Source organism: Ruegeria sp. AI3 (genome assembly GCF_056541245.1).
The window spans coordinates 36,486-52,166 of record NZ_JBQFYA010000022.1; the positions used below are offsets into that span (position 1 = coordinate 36,486).

Below are 15,681 nucleotides of genomic sequence, written 5' to 3' on the forward strand. Positions count from 1 at the left end.
GCACTGAATGATCTGCGTAGGGGATACCCCCTGACGTTGGAACACACACTGTAAACGGAAAGAGCTGATAAAATGGCTGATCTGAAAGCACTCGCAGAAAGCATCGTGGGTCTGACCCTGCTGGAAGCACAAGAACTGAAAACCATCCTCAAAGACGAATACGGCATCGAGCCCGCAGCAGGCGGCGCAGTTGTCATGGCTGCTGGTGGCGACGCCGGCGGTGCAGCTGAGGAAGAAAAAACCGAATTCGACGTCGTTCTGAAGAACGCCGGCGCATCGAAAATCAACGTCATCAAAGAAGTTCGCGGCATCACCGGCCTGGGCCTGAAAGAAGCCAAGGAACTGGTCGAAGCCGGCGGCAAGATCAAAGAAGGCGTGGACAAAGCAGAAGCAGAAGACGTCAAAGCCAAGCTGGAAGCAGCTGGCGCCGAAGTCGAACTGGCCTAAGCTTAGTCTCTGGCGCATCGCTGATGCGCCGAAAAATTTGGCTGGGTCCGGAGAAATCCGGGTCCAGCCGAACCTGTCTTAGAAAGGGCCTCAATTCGTGGGGCGTTTTCTAAGACACGGTTTTCGGATCGGGAGGCCGCCTTCGGGACGGTGGCCACGAATTGATCCGGGCGTGTCGTCTCGAATGTGCAAGATGCCGGGGCCCGACGGTGTCTTTGCCCGCTGAGAACATCGAAAGGTGACATCTGACATGGCTCAAACGTTCCTTGGCCAGAAACGTCTTCGTAAATATTACGGCAAAATCCGCGAAGTGCTGGAGATGCCGAACCTCATTGAGGTACAGAAATCTTCTTATGATCTTTTCCTGCGCTCCGGCGATGCAGAACAGCCCACGGACGGCGAAGGCATCAACGGTGTGTTCCAGTCGGTTTTCCCGATCAAGGATTTCAACGAAACCTCCGTTCTGGAGTTCGTGAAATACGATCTGGAAAAACCGAAATACGACGTCGAAGAGTGCATGCAGCGCGACATGACCTACAGCGCGCCGTTGAAGGTCACTCTGCGTCTGATCGTGTTTGATGTCGATGAGGACACCGGCGCGAAATCGGTCAAAGACATCAAGGAACAGGACGTGTTCATGGGCGACATGCCCCTGATGACACCGAACGGAACGTTCATCGTGAACGGCACCGAGCGTGTGATCGTGTCCCAGATGCACCGCTCGCCCGGTGTGTTCTTTGACCACGACAAGGGCAAAACCCATTCCTCGGGCAAACTGCTGTTTGCCTGCCGCATCATCCCGTATCGCGGCAGCTGGCTGGACTTTGAGTTCGACGCTAAAGACATCGTCTTCGCCCGTATCGACCGTCGCCGCAAACTGCCTGTGACGACCCTGCTGTATGCATTGGGTCTGGATCAGGAAGCGATCATGGACGCGTATTACAACACCGTGTCCTACAAGCTGGATAAGAAGAAGGGCTGGGTCACACCGTTCTTCCCCGAGCGTGTACGCGGCACCCGTCCGACCTATGATCTGGTTGACGCCAAATCTGGTGAAGTGATTGCCGAAGCGGGCAAGAAAGTCACTCCGCGCGCGGTCAAGAAGCTGATCGACGAAGGCACCGTCACCGACCTGCTGGTTCCGTTCGATCACATCGTTGGCAAATACGTCGCCAAGGACATCATCAACGAAGAAACCGGTGCGATCTATGTCGAGGCCGGTGACGAGCTGACGCTGGAATATGACAAGGACGGCGATCTGATCGGCGGCACCGCGAAAGAGTTGATCGACGCGGGCATCACCGACATTCCGGTTCTGGACATCGACAACGTCAATGTTGGTCCGTACATGCGCAACACCATGGCGCAGGACAAGAACATGAACCGCGAAAGCGCGCTCATGGACATCTACCGCGTCATGCGCCCGGGTGAGCCGCCCACCGTCGAAGCTGCGTCGGCTCTGTTCGACACACTGTTCTTCGACAGCGAGCGTTATGACCTGTCCGCCGTTGGTCGCGTGAAGATGAACATGCGTCTGGCTCTGGATGCGCCCGACACTCTGCGCACCCTGCGCCGCGAAGACATCGTGGCCTGCATCAAGGCACTGGTGGAACTGCGTGACGGTAAAGGTGACATCGACGATATCGACCACCTCGGAAACCGTCGTGTGCGTTCGGTCGGCGAACTGATGGAAAACCAGTACCGCGTTGGCCTGCTGCGCATGGAGCGCGCGATCAAAGAGCGTATGTCGTCGGTCGAAATCGACACCGTCATGCCTCAGGACTTGATCAACGCGAAACCCGCTGCGGCTGCTGTTCGCGAATTCTTCGGCTCGTCGCAGCTGTCGCAGTTCATGGACCAGACCAACCCGCTGTCGGAAGTCACCCACAAACGCCGCCTCTCGGCGCTTGGCCCCGGTGGTCTGACACGTGAGCGTGCAGGCTTTGAGGTGCGCGACGTACACCCGACCCACTATGGCCGGATGTGCCCGATTGAAACGCCCGAAGGTCCGAACATCGGTCTGATCAACTCGCTGGCGACCTTTGCCCGCGTGAACAAGTATGGCTTCATCGAAACACCGTACCGCGTCGTCAAAGACGCCGAGGTGACCGATGAGGTTCACTACATGTCCGCGACCGAGGAAATGCGTCACACCGTGGCGCAGGCGAACGCGACGCTGGATGCTGATGGCAAGTTCATCAACGATCTGGTTTCGACCCGTCAGGCCGGTGACTACACTCTGGCTCCGCGTGAGAATGTTGACCTGATCGACGTGTCGCCGAAACAGCTGGTATCGGTTGCTGCATCGTTGATCCCGTTCCTTGAAAATGACGACGCCAACCGCGCTCTGATGGGCTCGAACATGCAACGTCAGGCGGTTCCGCTGCTGCGCGCCGAAGCGCCGCTGGTCGGAACCGGGATCGAGGAAAAGGTTGCGATCGACTCGGGTGCTGCGATTCAGGCGAAACGCGCCGGTATCATCGACCAGGTCGATGCCCAGCGTATCGTTATCCGCGCCACCGAAGATCTGGAACTGGGCGACGCTGGCGTTGACATCTATCGTCTGCGCAAGTTCCAGCGTTCGAACCAGAACACCTGCATCAACCAGCGTCCGCTGATCAAGGTGGGTGACACCGTCCAGAAGGGCGAGGTCATTGCCGATGGTCCGTCGACCGATATGGGTGAACTGGCGCTTGGTAAGAACGTGGTCGTCGCGTTCATGCCGTGGAACGGCTACAACTACGAAGACTCGATCCTGATCTCGGAACGTATCGCGCGTGATGACGTCTTTACCTCGGTCCATATCGAGGAATTCGAAGTCGCCGCCCGTGATACCAAGCTGGGTCCGGAAGAGATCACCCGCGACATCCCGAACGTCGGTGAAGAAGCGCTGCGCAACCTCGACGAGGCGGGCATTGTTTACATCGGTGCGGATGTTGAGCCGGGCGATATTCTGGTCGGCAAGATCACTCCGAAGGGCGAAAGCCCGATGACCCCGGAAGAAAAGCTGCTGCGCGCCATCTTTGGTGAAAAAGCATCCGACGTGCGTGACACTTCGCTGCGCGTGAAGCCGGGCGACTACGGTACGGTCGTTGAGGTTCGCGTCTTCAACCGTCACGGCGTCGAGAAAGACGAGCGTGCGCTGCAGATCGAGCGTGAGGAAGTCGAACGTCTGGCCCGTGACCGGGACGACGAGCTGGCGATCCTGGACCGCAACATCTATGCGCGCCTGCAAGGCCTGATCCTTGGTAAAACCGCTGTCAAAGGCCCGAAAGGCGTCAAGGCAGGGTCGGTGATCACCGAGGAGCTGCTGGAAACCCTGACCCGTGGTCAGTGGTGGCAGCTGGCGCTGGAAGGCGAGCAGGACGCACAGATCGTTGAGGCTCTGAACGAGCAGTACGAAGTGCAAAAGCGTGCACTGGACGCTCGTTTCGAGGACAAGGTCGAGAAGGTCCGTCGTGGCGACGACCTGCCGCCGGGTGTGATGAAGATGGTTAAAGTCTTCATCGCCGTGAAGCGTAAGCTGCAGCCGGGCGATAAGATGGCCGGTCGTCACGGGAACAAAGGTGTGATCTCCAAGGTTGTTCCGATGGAAGACATGCCGTTCCTGGCCGATGGTACTCCGGTTGACTTCTGTCTGAACCCCCTGGGTGTGCCTTCGCGTATGAACGTTGGTCAGATCCTCGAAACCCACATGGGTTGGGCCGCGCGCGGCCTGGGTCTGAACATCGATGACGCTCTGGGTGAATACCGCCGTTCCGGCGATCTGACCCCGGTGCGCGAAGCGATGAAGCTGGCCTATGGTGAGAATGTCTACGAAGAAGGCATCACCGGTCTGGACGAGGATGGTCTGATCGAGGCTGCGGGGAATGTGACCCGTGGTGTTCCGATCGCAACCCCGGTCTTCGACGGCGCCAAAGAGGCTGACGTCAACGACGCGCTGGTGCGTGCGGGCTTCTCGGAAAGCGGGCAGTCGGTTCTGTTCGACGGTCGTACCGGTGAGCAATTTGCACGTCCGGTGACCGTGGGCATCAAGTACCTGCTGAAACTGCACCACCTGGTGGATGACAAGATCCACGCGCGTTCGACCGGGCCGTACAGTCTGGTTACCCAGCAGCCGCTGGGTGGTAAGGCGCAGTTCGGTGGTCAGCGCTTTGGTGAGATGGAAGTCTGGGCTCTGGAAGCTTACGGCGCCGCCTACACCCTGCAAGAGATGCTCACCGTGAAATCGGATGACGTCGCCGGCCGGACCAAGGTCTATGAGTCGATCGTCAAGGGCGAGGATAACTTTGAAGCGGGCGTACCGGAATCGTTCAACGTTCTGGTGAAAGAAGTCCGTGGCCTCGGCCTGAATATGGAACTCCTGGATGCGGAGGTTGAGGAGTAAGGGCGCTGCCCTTTCTCCCGTCCCCCCTTCCGCAAGATTTGAGGTAACAAATGAACCAGGAAATCACCAACAACCCGTTCAACCCGCTGACGCCCCCTAAGGTCTTTGACGAGATCAAGGTCTCGCTGGCGTCGCCCGAGCGGATCCTGTCTTGGTCCTATGGCGAGATCAAGAAACCCGAAACCATCAACTACCGGACGTTCAAGCCCGAGCGTGACGGTCTGTTCTGCGCGCGTATCTTTGGCCCGATCAAAGATTACGAATGTCTGTGCGGCAAATATAAGCGGATGAAGTATCGCGGCGTTGTCTGCGAGAAATGCGGTGTGGAAGTCACCCTGCAGAAAGTCCGCCGTGAGCGTATGGGCCATATCGAACTGGCCGCGCCTGTTGCGCATATCTGGTTCCTGAAATCGCTGCCGTCCCGCATCGGTCTGATGCTGGACATGACGCTGCGCGATCTGGAACGCGTTCTGTACTTTGAAAACTATGTCGTTATCGAGCCCGGTCTGACCGACCTGACCTACGGCCAGATGCTGACCGAAGAAGAGTACATGGACGCGCAGGATGCCTATGGCATGGACGCGTTCACCGCCAATATCGGTGCCGAAGCCATCCGTGAGATGCTGGCCCAGATCGATCTGGAAGCCGAAGCCGAGCAGTTGCGCGCTGATCTGGCCGAAGCGACCGGCGAGCTGAAGCCCAAGAAAATCATCAAGCGTCTGAAGGTTGTTGAATCCTTCCTCGAGTCGGGCAACCGTCCCGAGTGGATGGTGATGACCGTGATCCCGGTTATCCCGCCGGAACTGCGTCCGCTGGTTCCGCTGGATGGTGGCCGTTTTGCGACTTCGGATCTGAACGATCTGTATCGCCGCGTCATCAACCGGAACAACCGTCTGAAGCGTCTGATCGAACTGCGCGCGCCTGACATCATCGTCCGCAACGAAAAGCGGATGCTGCAGGAATCCGTGGATGCTCTGTTCGACAACGGCCGTCGTGGCCGCGTGATCACCGGCGCCAACAAGCGTCCGCTGAAATCGCTGTCGGACATGCTGAAAGGTAAGCAAGGTCGCTTCCGTCAGAACCTTCTGGGTAAGCGGGTCGACTTCTCGGGCCGTTCGGTCATTGTGACCGGTCCGGAACTCAAGCTGCACCAGTGTGGTCTGCCCAAGAAGATGGCGCTGGAGCTGTTCAAGCCGTTCATCTACTCGCGCCTTGAAGCCAAGGGTCTGTCTTCGACCGTGAAACAGGCGAAGAAACTAGTCGAAAAAGAGCGTCCCGAAGTTTGGGATATCCTCGACGAGGTGATCCGCGAACACCCTGTCATGCTGAACCGTGCGCCGACGCTGCACCGTCTTGGCATTCAGGCGTTCGAGCCGGTCCTGATCGAAGGTAAAGCCATCCAGCTGCACCCGCTGGTCTGTTCGGCCTTTAACGCCGACTTCGACGGTGACCAGATGGCCGTTCACGTCCCGCTGAGCCTTGAGGCGCAGTTGGAAGCCCGTGTTCTGATGATGTCGACGAACAACGTTCTTTCGCCTGCAAACGGCGCGCCGATCATCGTTCCGTCGCAGGATATGATCCTGGGTCTCTATTATGTGACCCTGGAACGCGAAGGCATGCCGGGCGAAGGTAAGGTGTTCGGGTCGATCGACGAAGTTCAGCACGCGCTGGATTCCGGCGAAGTGCATCTGCACTCGAAAATCACCGCGCGGATCACGCAGATCGACGACGAAGGCAACGAAGTTCAGAAGCGCTATGAGACCACTCCGGGCCGTCTACGCCTAGGTGCTCTGCTGCCGATGAACAACAAAGCGCCGTTCGATCTGGTCAACCGCCTGCTGCGGAAGAAAGAAGTGCAGCAGGTGATCGACACCGTCTACCGGTATTGCGGTCAGAAAGAGTCGGTCATCTTCTGTGACCAGATCATGTCGATGGGCTTCAAAGAAGCGTTCAAAGCGGGCATCTCGTTCGGTAAGGACGACATGGTCATTCCAGACGACAAGTGGGGCATCGTTGATGACACCCGCGGTCAGGTGAAGGACTTTGAACAGCAGTACATGGACGGCCTGATCACTCAGGGCGAAAAGTACAACAAAGTTGTTGATGCCTGGTCGAAGTGTAACGACCGCGTCACCGAGGCCATGATGTCGACGATCTCGTCGTCGGATCGGGCTGAGGATGGCTCCGAGCAGGAACCGAACTCGGTCTACATGATGGCCCACTCCGGTGCGCGTGGCTCGGTCACTCAGATGAAACAGCTGGGCGGTATGCGCGGCCTGATGGCCAAGCCGAACGGTGACATCATCGAGACGCCGATCATCTCGAACTTTAAAGAAGGTCTGACCGTTCTTGAGTACTTCAACTCGACCCACGGTGCCCGTAAGGGTCTTTCGGATACCGCTCTGAAGACGGCGAACTCAGGTTACCTGACCCGTCGTCTGGTGGACGTGGCGCAAGACTGTATCGTTCGTGAGATCGACTGTGGCACCGAGCGTGCGATCACTGCCGAAGCTGCCGTGAATGACGGTGAGGTTGTCGCCTCGCTGGCCGAACGTGTGCTGGGTCGTGTGGCGGCTGACGATGTTCTGCGTCCGGGCACCGATGAGGTGATCGTGGCCGCAGGTCAGTTGATCGACGAACGTATGGCTGACACCATTGATGAGGCCGGCGTTGCCTCGATGCGCATCCGCTCGCCTCTGACCTGTGAGTCCGAGGAAGGCGTCTGCGCAACCTGCTACGGCCGTGACCTTGCCCGCGGTACTATGGTGAACACAGGTGAAGCTGTCGGCATCATCGCCGCGCAGTCGATCGGTGAACCCGGTACACAGCTGACCATGCGGACCTTCCACATCGGTGGTGTTGCGCAGGGTGGTCAGCAGTCGTTCCAGGAAGCCAACCAGGAAGGCGTTGTTGCGTTTGAGAACCCGCAGATCCTGGTCAATGCCGCAGGTGAAAGTCTGGTCATGGGCCGGAACATGAAGCTGGTGATCAACGACGAACACGGCGAAGAGCGGGCCAGCTTCAAACTGGGCTACGGCTCCAAGCTGTTCGTCAAGGACGGCACCAAAGTGGCCCGTGGCGACAAGCTGTTCGAATGGGACCCCTACACCCTGCCGATCATCGCCGAAAAAGCCGGTACTGCGAAATATGTCGACCTGGTTTCGGGCCTTGCTGTCCGCGACGAGACCGACGAAGCAACCGGTATGACCCAGAAGATCGTGATCGACTGGCGCGCGGCCCCCAAGGGCAGCGACCTCAAGCCCGAGATCATTCTGGTTGGCGAAGATGGCGAGCCGGTCCGCAACGATGCGGGCAACCCGGTTCACTACCCGATGTCGGTGGATGCGATCCTGTCGGTCGAAGACGGTCAGAAGGTCGAAGCTGGTGACGTTGTTGCGCGTATCCCGCGCGAAGGTGCCAAGACCAAGGACATCACCGGTGGTCTGCCGCGTGTGGCCGAACTGTTCGAAGCGCGTCGTCCGAAAGATCACGCGATCATCGCAGAAGCCGATGGTTACGTGCGCTTTGGTCGCGACTACAAGAACAAGCGCCGCATCAGCATCGAACCGGCTGACGAGTCCATGGAGACCATCGAGTACATGGTGCCCAAGGGCAAGCACATCCCGGTCGCCGAAGGGGACTTCATCCAGAAGGGTGAATACCTGATGGACGGTAACCCGGCTCCGCACGACATCCTGTCCATCATGGGTGTCGAAGCGCTGGCGGATTACATGATCGACGAGGTGCAGGACGTCTATCGTCTGCAGGGCGTGAAGATCAACGACAAGCACATCGAGGTCATCGTGCGCCAGATGCTGCAGAAGTGGGAGATCCTGGATTCAGGCGACACCACCCTGCTGAAAGGCGAGCATGTCGACAAGCAAGAGTTCGACGCGGCCAACGAGAAGACCATTGCCCGCGGTGGTCGTCCGGCACAAGGCGAGCCAATCCTTCTGGGGATCACCAAAGCCTCGCTGCAAACGCGTTCGTTCATCTCTGCGGCGTCGTTCCAGGAAACCACCCGCGTCCTTACCGAAGCGTCGGTTCAGGGCAAGAAAGACAAGCTGGTTGGCCTGAAAGAGAACGTCATCGTTGGTCGTCTGATCCCCGCCGGTACCGGTGGGGCCACTCAGGCCGTCCGCCACATCGCCCAGTCGCGTGACAATGTGGTCATCGAAGCCCGTCGGGAAGAGGCCGAAGCCGCTGCTGCTCTGGCGGCGCCCAGCTTTGATGACGACATGGTAGGGGATGAGCTGGACGTTCTGGTGGAAACACCGGAAAGCCGCGAGTAACCCTCGGATCTGAGAGACAGAAAAGGCCCTGCGATTTCGCGGGGCCTTTTTGTTTGCGCCCCCGCAGCGCGCTTTCACAAAGAAAATTATCAATGTGGATCTGTTTGTGGCATGGTTGCGCAAAGCAGAGGAGGGGCCGCCATGACAACCCGGCAAACGCAAGGGCGCAAGCGCCTGTATGACAGCATTTTGGACACTGTCGGAGACACGCCCTGCGTGCGCATCAACAGGATCGCGCCCTCAAACGTGACGGTCTACGTGAAGTTCGAAGCGTTCAATCCGGCCAGTTCCGTCAAGGATCGTCTGGCTCTGAACATCATCGAAGCGGCCGAGCGGGACGGTCGTCTGAAACCGGGTCAAACGGTTGTCGAAGCGACCTCGGGCAATACCGGGATTGGGCTGGCGATGGTCTGTGCGGCCAAGGGCTATCCTCTGGTTGTGACCATGGCCGACAGTTTTTCGGTCGAGCGGCGCAAGCTGATGCGGTTCCTGGGGGCCAAGGTTGTCCTGACTCCGCGCGCCCAGAAAGGGTTCGGCATGTATACCAAAGCCAAGGAGCTGGCCGAGCAGAATGGCTGGTTCCTCGCCAGTCAGTTTGAAACCGCGGCAAATGCCGACATTCATGAAAACACCACCGCGCGGGAGATTCTGGCGGATTTCGACGGGCAGAAGCTCGACTATTGGGTGACGGGTTATGGCACTGGCGGAACCGTCTCGGGCGTGGCGCGGGTTCTGAGGAAAGAACGCCCGGACACGAAGATTATCCTGACGGAACCTGCGAATGCGGCGATTGTCTCGTCGGGCTATGTGAACACCCGCAACGACACGCACCAGCCGACAGAAAGCCATCCGAACTTCGAGCCGCATCCGATCCAGGGCTGGACGCCTGATTTCATTCCCTGGGTCTTGCAGGAGGCCATAGATAACGGCTTCTATGATGAGTTGATCCCCGTGCCCGGCGTAGACGGTATTGCCTGGTCGCGCCGTCTGGCTGCGGAAGAGGGGATTTTCACCGGCGTATCGGGCGGGTCCACATTTGCGGTGGCGATGAAACTGGCTGAAGCCGCGCCGGACGGATCGGTGATGCTGGTGATGCTCCCAGATACCGGCGAACGGTATCTTTCGACCCCGTTGTTTGAAGGGGTGGAAGAAGAGATGACGGATGAGGAGATCGCGATCTCTAAATCGACGCCATCAGCCCAGATGACGGACTGAAGCGACTGGAAAACAACCGGTTACAGTTGCTCTTCGTGAAAAAATTTTAGGATCGAGACGCGCGAATTGACTTTGCGTGAGATTGAAGCGTGAATACCGCCATTGTTTGAAGGCCGAGTATTGTTTGAATGAGTCCAAATGTTAAAGGCGCACTGCTGATGATGGCCAGCATGGCCGCGTTTACAGTGAATGACACGCTGGTCAAAATCGCGCTGCGAGAATTGCCCTTGTTTCAGTTGGTTGCGATCCGGGGGGCTTTGGCGACTCTGCTTGTTTACGGGTTGGCGCGCCATCTTGGGGCGTTGCATCTGAATTTTTCGCGGCATGACAAATGGTTGGTCTCAATTCGCTGTGTTGCCGAACTATCTGCGACGTTTTTCTTTCTGACTGCGCTCAAGAACATGCCGTTGGCGAATGTGACTGCGGTTCTTCAGGTGTTGCCGCTGACCGTGACCTTGGGGGCAGTTCTGTTCTTCTCGGAACATATCGGCTGGCGTCGCATCATGGCGATTGTTGTCGGGTTCATGGGCATGCTGCTGATCGTTCGGCCCGGCCCGGACGGGTTCAGCGTCTACGCGATCTATGCGTTGCTGGCCGTGGTCTCGGTGACGATCCGAGACTTGATCACCCGGCGCATGTCACCGCAGGTTCCATCACTGGTGGTGACCCTTGCCACCTCGCTATCGATCTCGGTCGCAGCAGGTCTGGTGTCGACGTTTGAGGGTTGGGTCAACCTGTCCGGCGGCAATGCTGTTTTGGTGGCATCGGCGGCTGTGTTTGTCCTGATCGGATATCTGTGCAGTGTGATGGTAATGCGAGAAGGCGAGGTCGGTTTCATTGCGCCCTTCCGCTACTCTAGCCTGATCTGGGCCTTGGGCTTGGGTTGGGTCGTGTTTGGCGAATGGCCCGATGCGGTGACCTTGTTCGGCGCCGGGCTGGTTGTAGCCGCCGGTTTGTTTACCCTGTTCCGCGAAAGAACAACTCAGGGCGCGCCGTGAACCTGCCGGACGATGCTTTGATCAATGGCAAAACGGGCGATGAACTCTCCCTCAAGCTCGGGGCTTAGTGCTGAGAGTTCGCGGTCATAGTTGCGCGCCCCGCGTGAGTCGTTGAACCTGTTGAGCGAACGCACCCACATTGGTGCATCGGCATAGCTGACGATGGGCATGAAGCGGCCCATGCGATGATGGGTAAAGCTGATGATCGTCTGTTTGCAGCCGCCTGCGATATGCATCCCAAGACCCACGCCCAAAAGCGGTTTATGCGTTGGTTTCGCCGTGATCCCATCGGCATTCAGCCGGGCGAAGAAGCCTTGGTTGAAATCAATGCCGACAATGGTGTTGCGCTCCATCAGGCCCTTGCTGTCGCGGGCGGATTCGCGCAGACGTTCAACGAAATCCACGGATACCGCGTCGTCATCGTCGTGGCGGAATTGGATGCAAGGCTGAGCCGGGTCTTTGCGGGCTGCGTTCAGAATATCCTTCATGATATGGCGATGCGATTTGTCGGCCCGAGGCGACTCCTCGACGATCCGGACCTGTTTCACATCTGCTGTCAGGTCGTGTAGCCGGTCATAGGCATCTTTGGGCAGGCAGTCTCCGATCACCACCAGCAGCTCGAAATCCTCGTCGGTGTGTTCGCGAAAACAGGGCAGGGTCGAGGACTCAAACAGTCGGAACCTCTCTTCCAGACGGGTAGGGCTGTAGAGGTGACGACGCCGATCATCCAGGTTTTCATGTTCGGTCTGAAAGCTGCCAAGGGCTGGAAAGGAAAAGCGGCAAAGGCCGATAACCTGCATCTGTCATCCATCGCAAAGAGTTCTGCGCTCACTATGCCGGGCTATGCCTGCACCCGCAACGCCAGAAGAGGCTGGCCGGAGCGCGCAATCGTTGATATCACAGCGCAATCCGGCCAGTTTTGCGCACTGGGGTAAGTGCTGTTGACACTTGGGCCGACTCCCCCTATTACGCGCGTCATCTCGGTACCGGGGGCCGCCCCAAAACCGATTTCAGTAATGAACTGGTCAAGACCCGGACAATTTTGCAGTTCGCGTCCTCTGATAACCAACCGCGACGTTCACCTCGGAATGGGAACGCTCGCGGGTTTTGCGCTTGTGGACGCATAAGTGCAGCAAATTTAACCGCACGCAATGCGCGTGCATGTCATGTGTGTTGCAAAACGGGGAAGAAACCGGAATGCCAACTATTCAACAGCTGATCCGCAAACCGCGGCAGCCCAAAGTAAAACGCTCGAAGTCCATGCACCTGGAGCAGTGCCCGCAGAAACGCGGCGTCTGCACACGTGTATATACAACCACACCGAAGAAGCCGAACTCGGCTATGCGTAAGGTTGCCAAGGTGCGCCTGACCAACGGGTTCGAGGTCATCTCGTACATCCCCGGTGAAAGCCACAACCTGCAGGAACACTCGGTTGTTCTGATCCGTGGCGGCCGTGTAAAAGACCTTCCCGGTGTGCGTTACCACATCCTGCGCGGTGTTCTGGATACTCAGGGCGTCAAAGATCGTAAGCAACGTCGTTCGAAATACGGCGCGAAGCGTCCCAAGTAAGAAGGAGAGGCTGATATGTCACGTCGTCACGCCGCCGAAAAACGCGAAGTCCTGCCTGACGCCAAATTTGGCGACAAGGTTCTGACAAAATTCATGAACAACCTGATGATCGACGGCAAAAAGTCGGTCGCAGAGCGCATCGTTTACAACGCGTTTGACCGCGTTGAGAACAAAATCAAGCGCGCACCTGTCGAGGTGTTCCACGAAGCGCTCGACAACATCAAACCGTCGGTCGAGGTTCGCTCGCGCCGGGTTGGTGGTGCAACCTATCAGGTTCCGGTCGAAGTGCGCCCCGAGCGCCGCGAAGCACTGGCCATCCGCTGGCTGATCACTGCTGCGCGTGGCCGCAACGAAAACACCATGGAAGAACGCCTCGCCGGCGAACTGCTGGACGCTGTACAGTCCCGCGGTACCGCCGTGAAGAAGCGCGAAGACACCCACAAGATGGCCGAGGCGAACAAAGCCTTCAGCCACTACCGTTGGTAATTCAGAGGCTTATCAAAAATGGCACGCGAATATCCGCTCGAACTATACCGTAACTTCGGTATCATGGCGCACATCGATGCAGGTAAAACCACCTGCTCGGAGCGTATCCTGTATTACACTGGTAAATCCCACAACATCGGTGAGGTGCACGATGGTGCAGCCACCATGGACTGGATGGAGCAGGAGCAGGAACGCGGCATCACCATCACTTCGGCTGCGACCACCACTTTCTGGGAGCGCACCGAGGACGGTCAAACCGCCGATACCCCCAAGCACCGCCTGAACATCATCGACACCCCCGGCCACGTTGACTTCACCATCGAAGTTGAGCGTTCGCTGGCGGTTCTCGACGGTGCCGTCTGCGTTCTGGACGCAAACGCCGGTGTTGAACCCCAGACCGAAACCGTGTGGCGTCAGGCTGACCGCTACAAGGTTCCGCGTATGGTTTTCGTCAACAAGATGGACAAGATCGGCGCAGACTTCTTCAACTGCGTTCGCATGATCGAAGACCGTACCGGCGCACGTGCTGTTCCGGTTGGTATTCCGATCGGCGCCGAGTCCGAACTGGAAGGTCTGATCGACCTGGTCACCATGGAAGAATGGCTGTGGCAGGGTGAAGATCTGGGCGCAAGCTGGATCAAAGCTCCGATCCGCGACAGCCTGAAAGACATGGCTGACGAATGGCGCGGTAAGATGATCGAAGCGGCCGTCGAAATGGACGACGACGCGATGATGGAATACCTGGAAGGCAATGAGCCCGACGTTCCGACGCTGCGCGCCCTGCTGCGCAAAGGGACCCTGGACATCGCGTTCGTTCCGGTTTTGGGTGGTTCGGCGTTCAAGAACAAAGGCGTTCAGCCGCTGCTCAACGCTGTGATCGACTATCTGCCCAGCCCGCTGGACGTTGTTGATTACATGGGCTTCAAACCCGGCGACGAAGAAGAAGTTCGTGACATCGCCCGTCGTGCAGACGACGAAATGGCCTTCTCGGGTCTGGCGTTCAAAATCATGAACGACCCCTTTGTTGGCTCGCTGACCTTCACTCGGATCTACTCGGGCACCATGAACAAGGGTGACTCGATCCTGAACTCGACCAAAGGTAAGAAAGAGCGCATCGGTCGTATGATGATGATGCACTCGAACAACCGGGAAGAGATCGAAGAAGCGTTTGCAGGCGACATCATCGCGCTGGCGGGTCTGAAAGATACCACCACCGGTGACACTCTGTGTGATGCGAAGGATCCGGTGGTTCTGGAAACCATGACCTTCCCTGATCCGGTTATCGAGATCGCGGTTGAGCCTAAAACCAAGGGCGACCAAGAGAAGATGTCCCAGGGTCTGGCCCGTTTGGCCGCCGAAGACCCGTCCTTCCGTGTGGAAACCGACCTGGAATCGGGTCAGACCATCATGAAAGGCATGGGCGAACTTCACCTGGACATCCTGGTTGACCGTCTGAAGCGCGAGTTCAAGGTTGAAGCGAACATCGGTGCACCGCAGGTGGCCTATCGCGAAACCATCTCGATGCCGGTCGAGCACACCTACACCCACAAGAAACAGTCGGGTGGTTCGGGTCAGTTCGGTGAGGTCAAGCTTGAGATCACTCCGACCGAGCCGGGCGAAGGGTATTCGTTCGAAAGCCGTATCGTTGGTGGTGCCGTTCCGAAGGAATATATCCCGGGTGTTGAAAAAGGCATCCAGTCCGTCATGGACAGCGGCCCTCTGGCTGGCTTCCCTGTGATCGACTTCAAGGTTGCCCTGCTGGACGGTAAGTTCCACGACGTTGACTCGAGCGTTCTGGCATTCGAAATCGCAGCCCGTATGTGTATGCGTGAAGGCATGCGTAAAGCAGGCGCGAAACTGCTTGAACCGATCATGAAGGTCGAAGTGATCACCCCGGAAGAATACACTGGCGGTATCATCGGCGACCTGACCTCGCGTCGTGGCCAGGTTTCTGGTCAGGAACCGCGCGGCAACGCGATCGCGATCGACGCGTTCGTTCCGCTGGCGAACATGTTCGGCTACATCAACACTCTGCGTTCGATGTCGTCGGGCCGTGCCCAGTTCACCATGCAGTTCGACCACTACGATCCGGTTCCGCAGAACATCTCGGACGAGATCCAGGCGAAATACGCATAACCAAAGATTTGAGGGAGCGTGGGTATCACGCTCCCTTCATTACCGAAAAAGGAGGCCATCATGGCAAAGGAAAAGTTTGAGCGTACAAAACCGCACGTCAACATCGGCACGATTGGGCACGTTGACCATGGTAAGACGACGCTGACCGCAG

At 57.9% G+C, this 15,681-nt stretch carries 10 protein-coding genes; 9 read left to right on the forward strand and 1 reads right to left on the reverse strand.

Translation table 11 applies throughout. The features are described from left to right. Window positions 1-72 precede the first annotated feature (72 nt). The 5 genes from rplL to ACRZ95_RS22270 all read left to right on the forward strand — a co-directional run bounded on the left by rplL (window position 73) and on the right by ACRZ95_RS22270 (window position 11,339). Window positions 73-447 (forward strand): 50S ribosomal protein L7/L12, encoded by a 375-nt coding sequence (gene rplL / locus ACRZ95_RS22250; RefSeq protein ID WP_008204003.1) that lies wholly within the window; start codon window positions 73-75, stop codon window positions 445-447. Window positions 448-697: 250 nt separating this feature from the next. Further along, window positions 698-4,834 carry a DNA-directed RNA polymerase subunit beta gene (rpoB, locus tag ACRZ95_RS22255; protein WP_170375383.1) on the forward strand — a complete coding sequence of 1,379 codons (4,137 nt, stop codon included), beginning with the start codon at window positions 698-700 and terminating at the stop codon, window positions 4,832-4,834. 50 nt (window positions 4,835-4,884) lie between these two features. Continuing rightward, on the forward strand, window positions 4,885-9,126 hold the full coding sequence (rpoC, locus tag ACRZ95_RS22260; protein WP_170471243.1) for a DNA-directed RNA polymerase subunit beta': 4,242 nt from the start codon (window positions 4,885-4,887) through the stop codon (window positions 9,124-9,126). Window positions 9,127-9,267: 141 nt separating this feature from the next. Next, window positions 9,268-10,341: a pyridoxal-phosphate dependent enzyme gene (locus ACRZ95_RS22265; protein ID WP_170677870.1), complete on the forward strand. Its 1,074-nt coding sequence runs from the start codon at window positions 9,268-9,270 to the stop codon at window positions 10,339-10,341. Between the two features lie 128 nt (window positions 10,342-10,469). After that, window positions 10,470-11,339 carry a DMT family transporter gene (locus ACRZ95_RS22270; RefSeq protein ID WP_170471239.1) on the forward strand — a complete coding sequence of 290 codons (870 nt, stop codon included), beginning with the start codon at window positions 10,470-10,472 and terminating at the stop codon, window positions 11,337-11,339. Here ACRZ95_RS22270 and ACRZ95_RS22275 read toward each other — a convergent pair. Beyond that, the gene (locus ACRZ95_RS22275; protein WP_170677868.1) at window positions 11,324-12,139 is read right to left on the reverse strand and encodes a putative rhamnosyl transferase; all 816 of its coding nucleotides are present in this window, start codon (window positions 12,137-12,139) and stop codon (window positions 11,324-11,326) included. The genes ACRZ95_RS22270 and ACRZ95_RS22275 overlap by 16 nt on opposite strands. 397 nt (window positions 12,140-12,536) lie before the next feature. Here ACRZ95_RS22275 and rpsL point away from each other — a divergent pair, with 397 nt between their 5' ends. The 4 genes from rpsL to ACRZ95_RS22295 form a co-directional block, all read left to right on the forward strand. Then, window positions 12,537-12,908 (forward strand): 30S ribosomal protein S12, encoded by a 372-nt coding sequence (gene rpsL, locus ACRZ95_RS22280; RefSeq protein ID WP_005621086.1) that lies wholly within the window; start codon window positions 12,537-12,539, stop codon window positions 12,906-12,908. A gap of 15 nt (window positions 12,909-12,923) precedes the next feature. Then, window positions 12,924-13,394 (forward strand): 30S ribosomal protein S7, encoded by a 471-nt coding sequence (gene rpsG / locus ACRZ95_RS22285; protein WP_039529242.1) that lies wholly within the window; start codon window positions 12,924-12,926, stop codon window positions 13,392-13,394. A gap of 18 nt (window positions 13,395-13,412) precedes the next feature. Continuing rightward, window positions 13,413-15,530, forward strand: coding sequence for an elongation factor G (gene fusA / locus ACRZ95_RS22290; RefSeq protein WP_170375372.1), 2,118 nt, complete (start codon window positions 13,413-13,415; stop codon window positions 15,528-15,530). Window positions 15,531-15,590: 60 nt separating this feature from the next. Then, window positions 15,591-15,681 (forward strand): GTP-binding protein (locus ACRZ95_RS22295; protein WP_215675807.1); only part of this gene is annotated, 91 nt, incomplete at its 3' end.